Origin of the sequence: Serratia sp. JKS000199, from assembly GCF_900215455.1 — a bacterium.
Classification (GTDB): domain Bacteria; phylum Pseudomonadota; class Gammaproteobacteria; order Enterobacterales; family Enterobacteriaceae; genus Serratia; species Serratia ureilytica.
Map to the genome: position 1 here is coordinate 2,935,959 of NZ_LT907843.1, position 15,326 is coordinate 2,951,284.

At 62.4% G+C, this 15,326-nt stretch carries 14 protein-coding genes and 4 tRNA genes; 11 read left to right on the top strand and 7 right to left on the bottom strand.

The window, feature by feature from the left end:
* Positions 1 to 161 precede the first annotated feature (161 nt).
* The 4 genes from CPH57_RS14005 to CPH57_RS14020 all read left to right on the top strand — a co-directional run bounded on the left by CPH57_RS14005 (position 162) and on the right by CPH57_RS14020 (position 538).
* Positions 162 to 237, top strand: a tRNA-Val gene (locus CPH57_RS14005).
* 28 nt (positions 238 to 265) lie between these two features.
* Positions 266 to 341, top strand: a tRNA-Val gene (locus CPH57_RS14010).
* Between the two features lie 38 nt (positions 342 to 379).
* Positions 380 to 455: transfer RNA gene (locus tag CPH57_RS14015), tRNA-Val, on the top strand.
* 7 nt (positions 456 to 462) lie between these two features.
* Positions 463 to 538, top strand: a tRNA-Lys gene (locus CPH57_RS14020).
* An 84-nt stretch (positions 539 to 622) separates the two neighbouring features.
* On the opposite strand, the gene CPH57_RS14025 is transcribed toward CPH57_RS14020, so the two are convergent.
* Positions 623 to 1,033, bottom strand: coding sequence for a GNAT family N-acetyltransferase (locus CPH57_RS14025; protein ID WP_071997822.1), 411 nt, complete (start codon positions 1,031 to 1,033; stop codon positions 623 to 625).
* 217 nt (positions 1,034 to 1,250) lie between these two features.
* Here CPH57_RS14025 and fepB point away from each other — a divergent pair, with 217 nt between their 5' ends.
* The 4 genes from fepB to CPH57_RS14045 all read left to right on the top strand — a co-directional run bounded on the left by fepB (position 1,251) and on the right by CPH57_RS14045 (position 5,394).
* Entirely contained in the window at positions 1,251 to 2,258 is a 1,008-nt protein-coding gene (gene fepB, locus CPH57_RS14030) for a Fe2+-enterobactin ABC transporter substrate-binding protein (protein WP_046896262.1), read from the top strand.
* 215 nt (positions 2,259 to 2,473) lie between these two features.
* Positions 2,474 to 3,529: a Fe(3+)-siderophore ABC transporter permease gene (gene fepD / locus CPH57_RS14035; RefSeq protein ID WP_042785147.1), complete on the top strand. Its 1,056-nt coding sequence runs from the start codon at positions 2,474 to 2,476 to the stop codon at positions 3,527 to 3,529.
* Entirely contained in the window at positions 3,529 to 4,566 is a 1,038-nt protein-coding gene (gene fepG, locus CPH57_RS14040) for an iron-enterobactin ABC transporter permease (protein WP_033643949.1), read from the top strand. The genes fepD and fepG overlap by 1 nt, the downstream gene beginning before the upstream one ends.
* 21 nt (positions 4,567 to 4,587) lie before the next feature.
* Entirely contained in the window at positions 4,588 to 5,394 is an 807-nt protein-coding gene (locus CPH57_RS14045) for an ABC transporter ATP-binding protein (RefSeq protein ID WP_004936408.1), read from the top strand.
* A gap of 28 nt (positions 5,395 to 5,422) precedes the next feature.
* Here the strand turns inward: CPH57_RS14045 and CPH57_RS14050 are convergent, their stop codons facing one another.
* The 3 genes from CPH57_RS14050 to budA form a co-directional block, all read right to left on the bottom strand.
* Positions 5,423 to 7,009: an ABC transporter substrate-binding protein gene (locus tag CPH57_RS14050; protein ID WP_096242849.1), complete on the bottom strand. Its 1,587-nt coding sequence runs from the start codon at positions 7,007 to 7,009 to the stop codon at positions 5,423 to 5,425.
* Positions 7,010 to 7,152: 143 nt separating this feature from the next.
* Entirely contained in the window at positions 7,153 to 8,838 is a 1,686-nt protein-coding gene (gene alsS, locus CPH57_RS14055; protein WP_033643950.1) for an acetolactate synthase AlsS, read from the bottom strand.
* 32 nt (positions 8,839 to 8,870) lie between these two features.
* A complete protein-coding gene (gene budA, locus CPH57_RS14060) occupies positions 8,871 to 9,650 on the bottom strand; it encodes an acetolactate decarboxylase (protein ID WP_033643951.1) in 780 nt (259 codons plus the stop codon).
* A 449-nt stretch (positions 9,651 to 10,099) separates the two neighbouring features.
* Here budA and CPH57_RS14070 point away from each other — a divergent pair, with 449 nt between their 5' ends.
* Positions 10,100 to 11,002 (top strand): LysR family transcriptional regulator, encoded by a 903-nt coding sequence (locus tag CPH57_RS14070; protein WP_033643953.1) that lies wholly within the window; start codon positions 10,100 to 10,102, stop codon positions 11,000 to 11,002.
* Here CPH57_RS14070 and eutC read toward each other — a convergent pair.
* Both eutC and CPH57_RS14080 read right to left on the bottom strand, forming a co-directional pair.
* Positions 10,981 to 11,772 (bottom strand): ethanolamine ammonia-lyase subunit EutC, encoded by a 792-nt coding sequence (eutC, locus tag CPH57_RS14075; protein ID WP_033643954.1) that lies wholly within the window; start codon positions 11,770 to 11,772, stop codon positions 10,981 to 10,983. The two genes, CPH57_RS14070 and eutC, sit on opposite strands and share 22 nt — an antisense overlap.
* On the bottom strand, positions 11,769 to 13,154 hold the full coding sequence (locus CPH57_RS14080; RefSeq protein WP_033643955.1) for an ethanolamine ammonia-lyase subunit EutB: 1,386 nt from the start codon (positions 13,152 to 13,154) through the stop codon (positions 11,769 to 11,771). Before CPH57_RS14080 ends, eutC begins: the two co-directional genes overlap by 4 nt.
* Positions 13,155 to 13,314: 160 nt before the next feature.
* On the opposite strand from CPH57_RS14080, the gene CPH57_RS14085 reads away from it, so the two are divergent.
* Positions 13,315 to 13,863: a nucleotidyltransferase family protein gene (locus CPH57_RS14085; protein WP_033643956.1), complete on the top strand. Its 549-nt coding sequence runs from the start codon at positions 13,315 to 13,317 to the stop codon at positions 13,861 to 13,863.
* 52 nt (positions 13,864 to 13,915) lie between these two features.
* Positions 13,916 to 14,383 (top strand): FlxA-like family protein, encoded by a 468-nt coding sequence (locus CPH57_RS14090; protein WP_019453840.1) that lies wholly within the window; start codon positions 13,916 to 13,918, stop codon positions 14,381 to 14,383.
* A gap of 1 nt (position 14,384) precedes the next feature.
* Here the strand turns inward: CPH57_RS14090 and CPH57_RS14095 are convergent, their stop codons facing one another.
* Positions 14,385 to 15,305, bottom strand: coding sequence for a LysR family transcriptional regulator (locus CPH57_RS14095; protein WP_089197299.1), 921 nt, complete (start codon positions 15,303 to 15,305; stop codon positions 14,385 to 14,387).
* Positions 15,306 to 15,326: the final 21 nt, after the last annotated feature.

The following is a 15,326-nucleotide window of genomic DNA, read 5'->3' on the forward strand; positions in this document are numbered from 1 at the left end:
TCGCGCGTTTTGCGGCGAGTTTCGCATAGCATTGCGCAAAGAATCGACGCCGTTGGCGATAATTATCGCGCCCTGCCTAAATTTGCGGCGAACGATTGAAATCATTTTAAAAACCGTTGACTCACTTTGAACTATCCCTATAATGCGACTCCAACAAGACGGGGCGATTAGCTCAGTTGGTAGAGCATCTCCTTTACACGGAGGGGGTCGGCGGTTCGAGCCCGTCATCGCCCACCATCTTGTTGAGAAAAATGAGAACGAATGAGGGTGATTAGCTCAGTTGGTAGAGCATCTCCTTTACACGGAGGGGGTCGGCGGTTCGAGCCCGTCATCACCCACCATCATTCTCTCGTTTAGCAGTGCCTGGAAGTCCTGAAGTGGGTGATTAGCTCAGTTGGTAGAGCATCTCCTTTACACGGAGGGGGTCGGCGGTTCGAGCCCGTCATCACCCACCACTTCTGCGGGTCGTTAGCTCAGTTGGTAGAGCAGTTGACTTTTAATCAATTGGTCGCAGGTTCGAATCCTGCACGACCCACCAATTCAGAAAAAAGCGCCTTTTGGCGCTTTTTTCGTTTCTAAAGACCGTATTATACAGCCCTCTTTATCTCTCGTCAGTGAACACTCATCCGCCATGGCCCTTTGTCAGATCAATTAAACCTGCAGCGGTAGGGCGAAAACCGCACCCGCAATAAAAACCGGCCAGATGGGGTTCGTAATCGACGTGCAGCCAGCTTGCTCCACGCATTTTTGCGATCGCTATCGCCGCTTGAACCAGCCCGGTCGCCACCCCCTGCCGTTGATAATGACGATGGACGCAGGTATCTAAAATAAACGCGTGCTTGCCACCGTCCCAAGCCACATTCACAAATCCAATCATCACATCTTCTGCGTAAGCGCCGATATGGGCCAAACTGCGGGATAATATCGCCGGCATGTCAGCCGGTAGCGGTTCTCCCCAAGCGGATAACCATAGCTCGTTCAACACAGGAAAAGCCGGATGAGGATCCGTTCGAAACTCAACATCCCGAACCATACGCCCCCTCTTAATCGATTAAGTCGAAACAGGAAACTTCTATCATCTCTCTATTATGGACAGGCCTCGTTAAAGCTGCCTGCGGTTGCCTGGGAAACACGAGATACGAATGGTTATCATTTTGACGGCTTGAATGGTAAATTAGCGGGCATAACACTCCCCAGCAATCCGCACGCGGATTGATACGCCTTAGTTCAAGGAAAGAAAGAGCCCGCTCATGACCCTATCCTTACGTCAGCTGTTCATTTCAGTTATTGCCGCCGCGGCCTTGCTGCTCAGCGGTTGCGGCCCGGACGACAAGAGCGACGGGCAGAAACCGTCCGCCCCCGCTGCCGACAGCAGTTGGCCGCGCACCATCGATAGCGCTAAAGGGAAGTTCACGCTGGAAAAACCGCCGCAGCGCATCGTATCCACCAGCGTCACCATCACCGGCACGTTACTGGCTATCGACGCCCCGGTGGTCGCCAGCGCCGCCACCAGCCCAAATCCCCTGGTGGCCGATCAACAAGGCTTCTTTACCCAGTGGAGCGAAGTGGCCAAACAGCGCCACGTCGAACGGCTGTATCAGGTGGAACCCAATGCCGAAGCCGTTGCCGCCGCCGCGCCGGATTTGATCGTCGTCGCCGCGACCGGCGGTGATTCGGCGCTGAAACTGTACGATCAGCTGTCCGCCATTGCGCCGACGCTGGTGCTCGATTACGGCGACAAAAGCTGGCAACAGCTGGCCAGCGAGCTCGGTGAGATCACCGGTCACGAAGCCGGCGCCAAACAGGCGGAAGATCGTTTCGAGCAGCGCGTGGAACAAGTGAAGCAGGCGATTACCCTGCCGCCGCAGCCGACCACGCCGCTGGTGTATGCCGACAACGGCCGCGAAGCCATGCTGTGGACGCCGGGCTCCGCCCAAGGCAAGCTGCTGACCCAGCTCGGTTTCCAGCTGGCTACCCCACCGGAAAGCGCCAAAGGCAACGCCAGCATGGGTAAACGCCATGACATCATCCAGATCTCCGGCGAAAAAATGGCCGAAGGCCTGAACGGCAAAACCCTGATCCTGTTCGCCACCAATGAGCGCAAAGTGCAAGAGGTGCTGGCCAACCCGTTCCTCAAGCATCTGGAACCGGTGGAACAGCGGCACGTCTACGCCGTCGGCAACGATACCTTCCGCCTCGATTACTACAGCGCCACCAACATGCTGAACCAAATCGAACGGTTGTTCAAAAAGCCCTGAATCACGCCGTCGGCAGGCCAGTCCCCTGCCGACGCTTTTCGCAAACGGGGCAACAATTCACATTCAATCAATTGAAATATCAATAGTTATTAACATCGTCCACGCGCCTTCGCCACCAACCGGCGGGTGCATGCGGGCGTAAACTCGTGTTACTATTGGCGCCCTTCACGAACGCAAATAACAATGAGAATAAAAATCATAAAGGAGTTACCGGTGTGAACGTACCCACTCCGACTGAGCGGACGCTTTCGTCCGCACCGCACGCAGCTTACGCCAGTGGCTTCAAACGCATCGCCGGGTTCGGTATCGGCTTGGCGTTGTTGTTGCTGTGCATCATTGCCAGCCTGATGCTGGGTTCCAAAGCCATCCCCTTCCATACCGTCTGGCTCAGCCTACAGGGCGCCGCGAGCGGCTCCGACAGCACCATCATTCTCAACGCCCGGGTGCCCCGTACGCTGGCGGGCATTTTGGCCGGTATGGCGCTCGGCGCCGCCGGCGCGCTGATTCAGGCGCTGACGCGCAACCCGCTGGCCGATCCCGGCGTGCTCGGCATCAACGCCGGCGCCAGCTTCGCCGTAGTCATCGGCATCATGTTTTTCGGCGCCGCCACCACCGAAAGCTATATGGCCTATGCCTTTGTCGGCGCGGCCCTCACCACCCTGCTGGTCTACCTGATCGGCACGCTGGCGGGCGGGCGCATCAACCCGGTGCGGCTGACGCTGGCCGGCGTGGCGATCGGCGCGGTGTTGCTCGGCATCACCACCGGGCTGTCGCTGATCGATCCGCAAACCTTCGACCAACTGCGCTTCTGGCAGGCCGGCACGCTGGATATCCGCACGCTGGCCACCCTGCCGGTGACCGCCCCCGCCATTTTGCTCGGCTGCCTGCTGACGCTACTCATCGCCCGGCCGCTGAATACCATCGGCATGGGGGAAGATCTGGCTATCGCGCTCGGCGCGCGCGTCGTGCTGACTCAGGCGATCGCAGTGATCGCCATTACGCTGCTGTGCGGCGCGGCGACCGCCACCGTCGGCCCGATCAGTTTCATCGGCCTGATGGTGCCGCATATCGCCCGCTGGTGGGTCGGCCCCGACCAACGCTGGATCCTGCCCTACTCCATGCTGCTGGCGCCGATTTTACTGCTGTGCGCCGACGTGGTCGGCCGCTTGCTTGCGGCCGGTGAGCTGCGGGTTTCCATCGTGGCGGCCTTCATCGGCGCGCCGGTGCTGATCTGGCTGGTGCGCCGCAAGAAAACGCTGGGGGGTCTGTGATGAGTCTGCCGCACACGCTGCATATCGGCCGCCCGGACGGCGTCATCAACGGGCGCCTGCCGCTGCGCCTGCTGCTGGTCAACCTTTCACTGTTGGCGCTGTGTCTGGCGATGGCCGTCGCCGCCCTGTGCTACGGCACGCTGCAACTTTCGCTGGAGCAGGTTTTTGCCGCGCTGACCGGCGAGGCGCCGAAAAACCTGGTCACCGTGGTCACCCAATGGCGCTTGCCGCGCATCGCCATGGCGCTGCTGTTAGGCGCCGCGCTCGGCATGAGCGGCGCCATCTTCCAGTCGATTATCCGCAACCCGCTCGGCAGCCCGGACGTGATTGGCTTTAACATGGGGGCTTACACCGGCGCGCTGATCGCCATCACCCTGTTCAACGGCGGCTATTACTACATCGCCGGCGGCGCGCTGGCCGGCGGCATTCTCGCCGCGCTGGCCATCTACCTGCTGGCCTGGCGGCAAGGCATCGCCGGCTTCCGGCTGATCATCGTCGGCATCGCCATCAGCGCGGTGCTGGTCTCCACCAATACCTGGCTGATCATCACCGCCTCGCTCGAGCGCGCCATGGACGCCGCCATGTGGCAGGCCGGTTCGCTCAACGGCATGACCTGGCAGAAAGCCCAGCCCGCCACGGCGTTTATCGTGCTGGCGGCCGCCGCCGCGCTGTTGATGGGCAAACGGCTACAGCTGCTGGAAATGGGCGACGACACGGCGCGCGCGCTGGGCGTCAATGCCGAAAGCAGCCGGCTGTGGCTGATGCTGTTCGGCGTCACCCTCACCGCCGCCGTCACCGCCACCGCCGGGCCGATTTCCTTTATCGCGCTGGCGGCGCCGCAAATCGCCCGCCGCTTGGCCGGGCAATCCTCGGTCACCCTGACGTCCTCGGCGCTGATGGGCGCGGCGCTGCTGCTCGGCGCCGACGTGGTGTCCCAACATCTTTTCGCGCCGATCCAACTGCCGGTCGGGATCGTGACCGTCTGCATCGGCGGCCTGTACCTGATTTGGCTGCTCATCCGTGAGGCCCGCAGATAGATAATGAAGAGTGATAATGCCATGAGCCACCGCCTGCACGCCTCGCACCTGAAGCTAGGCTACGACAATAAAATCATCGCTGACGATCTGAGCGTGGCGATCCCCGACGGCGCCTTTACGGTGATCGTCGGGCCGAACGCCTGCGGCAAATCGACGCTGTTGCGCGCCCTGTGCCGCCTGCTGAAACCCAGCGCCGGCGAGGTGATGCTGGACGGCAAGAACATCAGCAGTTTCGCCACCAAGGCGCTGGCGCGCGAGCTTGGCCTGCTGCCGCAAACCTCGATCGCACCGGACAGCATCACCGTGGCGGACCTGGTGTCGCGCGGCCGCTATCCGCACCAGAGCCTGCTGAAACAGTGGACACAGGCCGATAAACAGGCGGTGGAAGCCGCCATGGCGGCCACCAACGTCAGCCAACTGGCGGATCGCAGCGTCGACGAGCTGTCCGGCGGGCAGCGTCAGCGCGTCTGGGTAGCGATGGCGTTGGCGCAGCAAACGCCGCTGCTGCTGCTGGATGAACCGACGACATATCTGGACATCGCGCACCAGATCGAGCTGCTGGATCTGTTCCGCCAGCTCAACCGCGAGCGCGGTCAAACCCTGATCGCGGTGCTGCACGATCTCAACCACGCCTGCCGCTATGCCGATCACATCATCGCCATGCGCGACGGCAAGATCGTGGCGGAAGGGAAACCGGCGGAGATCATTACCGCCGAACTGGTGGAGCGGGTGTTCGGCATGCCGTGCATGATCATCGACGATCCGCTGTCCCACACGCCGCTGGTGATCCCGCGCGGCCGCTACCACTGCGACGCGCCGCAGGCATGAAAAAGGCCGGGTTACCCCGGCCTTATCGTTACTTCTCCAGCGACACCTGCTTGAAAATGTGTTTGCCGAACGGGTCTATCTCGTAGCCTTTCACTTCCTTGCGCACCGGTTCGAAGATGGTCGAGTGCGCAATCATCAATGCCGGCATCTGATCGTGCATTATCACCTGCGCCTGCTGATACATCGCCACCCGTTTGGCGTGATCGTTCTCCTCGCGCGCCTGCAAGATCAACTGGTCGAACGGTTTATAGCACCATTTCGCCGAGTTCGAACCGCCGAGCGAAGCGCAGGTAAACAGCGGGCCGAAGAAGTTGTCCGGATCGCCGTTGGCGGTGGTCCAGCCCATCAGCGCGGTCTGGTGTTCGCCGTTTTTAATCCGCTGTAAATACTCGCCCCATTCGAAGGTGACGATTTTGGCGCGCACGCCGATTTTAGCCCAGTCGGCCTGGATCATCTCCGCCATGCGCTTGGCGTTGGGGTTATAGGGCCGCTGCACCGGCATCGCCCACAGATCGATGTCGAAGCCCTGCCCTAGCCCGGCCTCCTGCAACAGCTGCTTCGCCCGTTCCGGCGAATACGGGTAGTCTTCAAGCTGCGCGTTGCTGCCCCATTGAGCCAGCGGCAGCAGGTTCTTGGCCGGCTGACCGGCGCCATGGAACACCGCGTCGATGATCGCCGGCTTGTTGACCGCCAGCGCCAACGCCTGGCGCACCTTAACGTTATCCAACGGTTTCTTCTGGGTGTTGAACGCCAGGAAACCGATATTCAAGCCGGATTTTTCCATTACCTGAATGTTGCCGTCCTGCCGCATGCGTGCCAGATCCGCCGGATTGGGGAACGGCATCACCTGGCATTCGTTCTTTTGCAGCTTGGCGTAACGCACCGCCGCATCCGGCGTGATCGAGAATACCAGCCGATCAAGCTTCGGCTTGCCTTCCCAGTAGCGGTCGAACGCCTTGTAGAGGATTTTCGCGTCCTTCTGGTACTGCACCAGCTGGAACGGCCCGGTGCCGATCGGATCGTTGTCCACCCGCTGCGGCGTGCCGGCCTTCAGCATCGCGTCGGCATATTCCGCCGATAAAATGGTGGCGAAATACATGCCCAGATCGGCGACGAACGGCGCCTCGGCGCGGGAGAGCTCAAAGCGCACGGTGTGCTCATCCACCTTGACGATCCGGTCAATCAGCGTGCCGAACTCCATCGACTCGAAGTTGGTGTAGGCGCCATTGGAGACCTTGTGATACGGGTTGTTGGCGTCCTTCTGGCGCATAAACGAGAAGATGACGTCATCGGCGTTGAAATCGCGGGTGGGCGTGAAATATTTATTGCTCTGGAATGCCACGCCCTTGCGCAGATGGAAGGTATAGCGCTTGCCGTCTTCGCTCACCTCCCAGCTTTCCGCCAGGCTGGGTTGCAGCTCGACGGTGCCGGGTTTGAAATCCACCAGCCGGTTGTAGATCGCCGCCGAACTGGCGTCTACCGTGGTGCCGGAGGTGAACAGCTGCGGGTTGAAGCCTTCCGGCGAGCCTTCGGAACAGTAGACCAGCGTATTGGCCCGCGCGCCGCCGGCAATCGCCAACGCCAGCAGCCCGATCGTTATTGCTTTTCTTTTCATTGCGCTATCCCCAGTGGTGAAAAAACAGCCGAACGGATAGCAATAAATCATGCAGTTAGCGATGTAAAGGACAAATTCCGCGCATAAAAACGGGCAGGCGCGCAAGCGGCCTGCCCCGGTGAAACGGCGCGAGGATGATGAAATTAAATCATCTGGCTGAAGTTCATCTGCGCCATCAGCTTATAGTTATCGGCGTAGTCGACCGGAATGGCCACCACCACCGGCCCCTGGATCTCCATCGCCTTGCGCAGCATCGGCCGCAGATCTTCCACCGACTGCACGGCGAAACCGACCGCGCCGCAGGATTCCGCGTAGGCCTTGAAGTCGATCGGCCCGAACTCCACGCCGGATTTGCGCTGGTATTTGTTCACTTCCTGCATTTCCACCATGTTGTAAGCGTTATCGACCCAGATCACGTGCACGATGTTGTTTTTCAGCCGCACCGCGGTCTCCAGCTCCATGCTCGACTGCATGAAGCCGCCGTCGCCGGAGATTGACACCACCTTATCGCCGGGGCGCACCAGCGCCGCGCCAATGGCCCACGGCAGCGCTACCCCCATGGTTTGCTGGCCGTTGGAGATCAACAGCTGGCGAGCGCGGAAGCTGTAAAGATAGCGGGCTATCCAGATGTGGAAACTGCCCATGTCCACGCACAGCGTCACGTCGTCGCTGACGATGTCCTGCAGCTCCTTGACGATGCGCAACGGATGGATCGGCATGCCGCCGCGGCGCGCGGCGCGTTCCGCCAATTCGGCGCGCTGGCGGCCGAGATCGGTCAGGATCAGTTCCACCTCCGCCGGGACGCAGACCGCCTCATTGAACGCTTCGGTCATCATGTTCAGCGTGGCGCTGATGTTGCCCACCAGCTCGACGTCCGGCCGATAGCAGGTATCGATGTCCGCCGGCAGCACGTCGATATGCACCAGCTTCAGCCGCCCGTGGCTGTTCCACATGCACGGATCGTATTCGATCGGATCGTAGCCGACGCTGACCACCAGATCGGCCTTTTGCAACAGCTGATCGGCCGGCTGGTTGTTGAACAGGCCGACGCGGCCGGCGAAGCGGGCAAAGTGATTGACGTCAATCACCCCCGCCGCCTGATAGGTGCCGACCACCGGCATATGGGTGCGGTACAGCAGATGGCGCACCGCCTCGCTGTTCTCCGGCCGGCTGGCCTGCAAGCCCAGCAGCAGCACCGGGCATTTGGCCTGGCGGATCAGTTTCACCGCCGCCTGAATGTCGTCCGCCGCCGCGGCCCCCATGCGCGGCAAGCGGCAGCCCGCCAGCACCGGCGCCGTGACCGGCTCATTGACGATATCCATCGGCAGGCTGACGAACGACGCCCCCGGCCGGCCGAACTCGGCGCGGCGGAAGGCGTTGGCGATCACCTCGGAAATCGCCGAACCGGCATGCACTTCGGCGCAGTACTTGGTCACCGGCCGGAACATGCTGACGGTATCCATGCTCTGGTGCGTCTGCTTCAGGCTGTCGGCGCGCTTCACCGCGCCGCCGAAGGCCACCACCGCATCCCCTTCCGAGGTGGCGGTCGCCAGCCCGGTGATCAGGTTGGAGCTGCCCGGCCCGGAGGTGACCAGCGCCACCCCCGCCTTGCCGGTCAGGCGGCCGACCGCCGCCGCCATAAAGGCCGCGTTGGCCTCATGGCGCACCACTACCGTTTCGATCGACGGCGCATCTTCCAGCGAATCGAACACCCGGTCGATCTTGGCGCCCGGAATGCCGAAAACGTGTTTGACGCCCTGCGCTTCCAGGTTTTTCACCACCAAGTCGGCGCCGCATTGCCAGTCATTGCCTGTTTTTTCCTGTGCCATGGTTCCACCTCCTAAGAAAACGATCGCCGGGATTAGCCCTCGGCGGAACGAATCGCGCGATCCAAATCCTCTGGACAGAGGTTGGCGCGCAAGAAATCCGCATCATGCGGCAACTGAAGATTGAGACGGGTGATGACGCCGAACTGCAGGCGGCCATGATCGAGCTGGTAATCCAGCACGTGGCCGCCGCCGCTGCGGTCGTCGGTAACGAAGTGTTCGTGATAGCCGGCCACGCCGATGCCCTGCATGTAATCGGGCGAGCGGAAGCCGACCAGCGTGCCGCGCCGCTGATGGAACGAGAAGGTCGGCTGCTCTTCTATCGCTTCCAGCATTGGGCGGTAAGGCCGTTCCTGACGCGGCACGGTGCGGGTTTCGACATGGCTGAACTCACCGTCGACCCGCACCGCGCAGAACAGGTTCGGCGAGGCGACCTGTTCATCGATGCATTGGTGCAGTTGCGCCTTGGTGATCGGCCGATCGAATTGCTGGCTGACGCTGGGCTGGAAAAAGGTGACGACGGCGAAAGGGGTTTTCTGTTGCAAACCGGCCGGGCGGGCGCTGCCGTCGGCGCGCAGCTGGTGTATTTCCTGATCGAACGCGATCAGTTCGCCATCCAGATGATTGAAGGTGCCGAGGCCGAAATCGCCGTGTTTCAGCAATTCGGCGATGGTGGTCTCCCCTTCATAAACCCCGTCGATGAGCGCGCTCATCAGCGAGATTTGATAGATTTCGCCCTCCCCGGCGTTGATCGACTGCCTGGCGAAACCCTGCGCCAGATGGCGCGCACAGGAACACCCGTGTTTTTCGTTCATGCTGACTCCTCCACCAGCGCGGAACTGCGGTTCCACGCGTTCAAAAGACCCGCCGACGGCGAGCCAAGATGCCCCTCAGGCGCGTTCATCAGTTGGAACGATTCAGCCTGAGGCGACAAAAAAACCGGCACGGCTGGCCGGCCGATATCCAGAAACAACAGGAAGATAAGTGAAAGTAAAGACTCACTAATCATTGAGGTTGAGTCGGATATCAAATTGAACGGTTAATCTGGTGTTGGAGCGACAATCAACGCCACAGGCGGCTGACGCAGCCTGGGAAAAACATCTGCTATTTGGTGCTAAACGCCGCGAGGTTTATGCGTTTTCTCTCTATGCGGCCGGGATGCGGCGGCGCTGAAGCCCGTCGTCAACCCGCAATCAGAGTAGCCGCAGCATCGCCAACAGAGAAGCGGGTATTCATAAGAAACGCTTTTGCATATAATGCAAAAATGAATGACGCCCGCTATGTAGAACATCTGCCAATCTTTCTCGACGTGGCCCGCCTGGGCAGCTTTTCCGCCGCCGCACGCCAGCTGGGTATGGTGCCTTCTTCGCTGGTGCGCCATATCGATGCGCTGGAAAGCGCGCTCGGCGCGACGCTGTTCGTACGCTCCACCCGCGGCCTGTTGCTGACCGACGCCGGCGAGCTGCTGCTGGCACGCGCCGCCGCGCTGATGACGGACATTACCGGCATTCGCGCCGAGCTGAACGCGCTGAACGAAACGCCGCAGGGCACGCTGCGCATCAGCTGCCTGCCGACCTTCGGCAAAACCTATGTGCTGCCGCTGCTGCCGACGCTGGCGGAACGCTACCCTCAGCTGTGGGTCGATCTCGATCTGACCGAACGCCAGACCGATCCGACCCAGGAACGGCTGGACGCCGCCATCCGCATCGGCGAGCAGAAGGACAGCGCGCTGTACGCCAGCCGCATCGCCACCCAACGCTGGGTGATGTGCGCCAGCCCCGGCTACGTCGCCCGCTATGGCCTGCCGAGCGATCTGGAGGCGCTGCCGCAGCACCGGCTGATCGCCCGCTACCACAAACAACAGCCGGCCTGCTGGGCGCAGATCCTCGACGCGGCGTTGATGAACCGCTGCACCATGGCGCTGCGCTGCGACGACTTCACCGCGCAGCGCCAGGCGGCGCTGCTCGGCCTCGGCATCGCCTTCCTGCCCAACTGGGTGGTGGGGCCGGACGTGCAGAATGGGCAACTGGTTCAGATGCTCGAAGATCCGCGCCATGAGCAGCAAGGCATCTATCTGCTGCGCCCGATGGCGAAGGTGTCCGCCCGGCTGGCGGCCTTCACCGCCCTGCTGCAGCAAACCCTCGGTCAGCCGCCCAGTTGGGGGTAAAGCGGTGTCACCCGGTTGTGCAGCGCCGGATTGTCGCTCTCGTCCTTCAGCTCGATGCCGCTCAGCCGCCGCTGGAACGCCTGCTCCAGCAGCCAGGCCAGGCGGAACGCCGCCTGCGGGTAATCCAGCCCCTCCGGCCGCACGTTGGAGATGCAGTTACGCTCGGCGTCCGTTCTGCGCGCATTCGGCTCCCAGGTTAAATAAATGCCCAGGCTGTCCGGCGACGACAGCCCCGGCCGTTCGCCGATCAGCACCGCCACCGCCCGGGCCTGCAGGCACTCGCCGATCTCATCCCCCAGCGCCACTCGCGCCTGATGCGCCAACACCACCGGCGCGATCGCCAGCCCCAACGTATCGAGATAGGGCCGCAGCGCCTGCAGCAGCGGCAATGCCTGGCGGTGCACCGCCTTGGAGGAGAGGCCATCCGCCACCACCAGCAGCAGATCGGTCCGGCGCGGCGGCACGCCGAGCAGCAGGCGGCGGCTGTCCAGCGCCAATCGCCGCCCCAGATCCGGACGGCGCAGATAGGCGGCGCGGTCAACGGCCTGGCTGTGCACCGCCAGCGTGGGCCAACCGGCATCGTGCAGATCCGCCGCCAGCCGTTCGCTCTCGAATGGCTGATGCACCGCGTCGCGCGCCTGGGCATGGGCCAGGCCGAAGCGCAGCAGCTCGTCGGTCGGCAGACTGGCGCCGGTGCGCCCCAGCGCGATGCGCGCATCGGTAAAGGCGCGCAGCGCGTCCCAACTGTTGACGTGAACCGGTTTGCTCATGTCCGTTCTCCCTGCAGCGCCAGCAACAGCGGGTGATTGGCGGCGGCGTCGCGCAGCCGTCCGCGTTCATCGGTGATGTTCATCGCCGCCAGCCAGGCGGCGAACTCTGGCGCGTGCTTCAGCCCCAGCAGCTCGCGGATATAGAGCGCGTCGTGGAACGAGGTGCTTTGGTAATTGAGCATGATATCGTCCGCGCCCGGCACGCCGATCAGGAACGTCAGCCCGGCGGCGGCCAACAGCGTCAGCAGCGTGTCCATATCATCCTGATCGGCCTCTGCATGGTTGGTGTAGCAGACATCGCAGCCCAGCGGCAGGCCGAGCAGCTTGCCGCAGAAGTGATCCTCCAGCCCGGCGCGGATAATTTGTTTGCCGTCATACAGGTATTCAGGGCCGATAAACCCCACCACGGTGTTGATCAGCAGCGGTGAGAAATGCCGCGCCACCGCATAGGCGCGCGCCTCGCAGGTCTGCTGATCGACGCCGTGATGCGCGTTAGCCGACAGGCAACTGCCCTGCCCGGTTTCGAAGTACATCACGTTATCGCCCAACGTGCCGCGCTTGAGGCTCAGCGCCGCCTGCTGCGCCTCCGCCAGCAGCGCCAGACTGATGCCGAAACCGCGATTGGCCGCTTCGGTACCGGCGATCGACTGAAACACCAGATCCACCGGCGCGCCTCGCTCCATCAGCCGCAGCGTGTTGGTCACGTGGGTCAGCACGCAGGATTGGGTGGGTATGGCGAAGCGCTGGATCACATCGTCCAGCATGTAGTTGAGTTTTTCCAGCAGCGGCAGGCTGTCGCTGGCCGGATTGATGCCGACCACCGCGTCGCCGCTGCCGTACAGCAAACCGTCCAGCATGCTGGCGGCGATGCCTTGCAGGCTATCGGTCGGGTGATTGGGCTGCAGCCGCACGCTGAGGTGGCCCGGCAGGCCAATCGTATTGCGAAAGCGCGTCACCACCCGGCATTTCTTCGCCACCAGGATCAGATCCTGATTGCGCATGATCTTGCTTACCGCCGCCGCCATCTCCGGCGTAATGCCGGCGGCCACCTGCGCCAGCATGGCGCTGTCCGCCTGCTCGCTCAGCAACCAGTCGCGAAAATCGCCGATCGTGAGGTGCGAGATGGGCTCAAAGGCGGCGGCGTCGTGGCTATCGATGATCAGGCGCGTCACCTCGTCCTGCTCGTACGGCACCAGCGGCTGCTGCAGGAACGCCTTGAGCGGCACATCCGCCAGCGCGATGCGCGCCGCCATGCGCTCTTCGGCGCTTTCCGCCGCCACCTCCGCCAGATAATCGCCGGAACGCGCCGGCGAAGCTTTCGCCATCAGCTGGCGCAGGCCGCCGAAGCGATAGCCGCGTTGGCCCAACGTTGCCTGATACATAGCCCCCCTCCCTTGCCCTGAGTGACGAGATAAAAGCCCTGCACCAAGTGTAGTCAGTGAAGCAAGAAAATTAATTTGCCTGCTATCGCCGCCATCGCGCATCCCCCCATTTCACCCGCCGCCGCTTCGGGTTACAGTAGCCGCGAAAACAGGAGGGGTGATGGATCCGCAACGGCAAATTATCGACTGGCTGCAACAAGATAGCGCGCGCATGGCCGCCCTGCGCACCGTGCGCCGGCTCGGCCTGAATGACTGGTGCCTCGGCGCCGGCTTTGTGCGCAACCTGGTGTGGGATCGGCGCCACGGCTATGTGGAGCCCACGCAGCTCAACGATATCGACGTGATCCACTTCGATGCAGAGCGGGCGGACGCCGAACGCGATCGCATGCTGGAGGCGCGGCTGCAGCAGTGGCTGCCGCAGCCGTGGTCGGTCAAGAACCAGGCGCGCATGCACCTGCGCAGCGGCCGCGCGCCCTACCGCAACAGCGAAGAGGCCATTAGCTTCTGGACCGAAGTGGAAACGGCGATCGGCGCGCGCCTGAACGCCGACGACAGCATCACGCTGGTCGCCCCTTTCGGGCTCGCGGCGCTGTTCAACGACACCATTACCTTCAACGTGAAAAATGGCGATCGCACGGCCTATGCCCAGCGCGTGGTCGACAAAGGCTGGCTGCTGCGCTGGCCGCGTCTGCAGCAGGTAAAGATTTAGCCGCCGCTGCCGATACCTTGAACAGCGAGATCCAGACTCAGGGAGAGCAACCATGTCGACCACCATCACCATGATCGTACCGATCAAGAATACCGTCCCCGGCGTCAGCAACGTCTTCAGCGCGCCGGGCCATCAGGGCGAATTACTGATGGCCAAACCGGTCAACAACCAGCCGCAAGGCGGCAAGATGGAGAAAAACGAACGCGCCAACGGCAATGACGAACCGGTTAATCTCAATGAAAGCCGCGCTTCGGCGCGTATCAAGGCGCTGAACCGGCAGATTCAGGCGCTGCAGCAAAAGCTGGTGGAACTGAAGGATTCCGACGCCGATCCCAAAGAGATCGAAAAGCAGAAACAGCTGATCGAAGCGCAGATCAAGATGTTGCAGGCCGAGATCGCGCGCATCCAGAAAGAAGAAATGGAAAAGCAGCAGCAGGAGCAGATGGCAAAAGCCGCAGCGCAATCCGGCGACGGCGTAAACCGCCCAACGCCGCTCAACGCAGTGGACGTCTATATCTGACTCAATATTCCGCGTTTTCCTGCCGGCGCTGGTGCAGCAGCGCCGCCTGCTGACGCGCCACCTGCCAGATGGCCTCCGCCGCCGGCGTCAGCGAGCGGTTCTTGCGCCGTACCAGCATCAGTGCGCGGTTAATTTCCGGCACCAGCCGCCGTACCCGAAGCCGCCCCCCTTCCGGCAACGGCAGCGCCAACGCCGGGAAAATGCTGATGCCGATCCCCGCCGCCACCATCGGGAACAGCGTCGCCGGATGGCCGATTTCCTGCACCACCTGCGCCTCGACGCCCTGCTGCCTCAGCGCGCTGTCGATCAGCGGCCGGCTGCCCGACGCATAATCCTGCAACACCAGGCGGCAGCCGTTTAACGCCGACCAACGCACCTCTTGCTGCTCAGCAAACGGGTGATCGTCGCGGCACAGCAGCAGAAACGGTTCGTGCAACACCGCTTCGCACTCCAGATCCACCGCCTGCACCGGATCGACCACGATGCCGAAATCCACCTCGGCGTTACGCACGCTGTGCAGCACCTGCTGCTGCGCCTGATCGCGCAGCATGATGCGGATCTCCGGGTATTCGCGTTCGCCGGCGGCGATGCACTGCGGCATCAGATGGGCGGAAATGGTCTGGCTCGTCGCCACCCGCACCGTGCCGCTGCGCTGTACGCCAAAGCTGCGCGCATCCAGCAAAGCGGCCTGCAGTTCGTCCAGCAGCCGCTCGACCCGGTTGGCCAGCCGCAGGCCGGCGTCGGTCAACACCACTTCACGCGTGGTGCGATCCAGCAGGCGCACGCCGACCTCCGCCTCCAGCTCTTTCACGCTGTGGCTGACCGCCGATTGCGTCAGGCCGATCGCCTCGCCGGCGCGGCTGAAGCTGCCGTGGCGGGCGATGGCGACGAACACCCGCAGCTGTTTGAGTGAGTAATTCATGTGTTTTATTCATAGATGAAT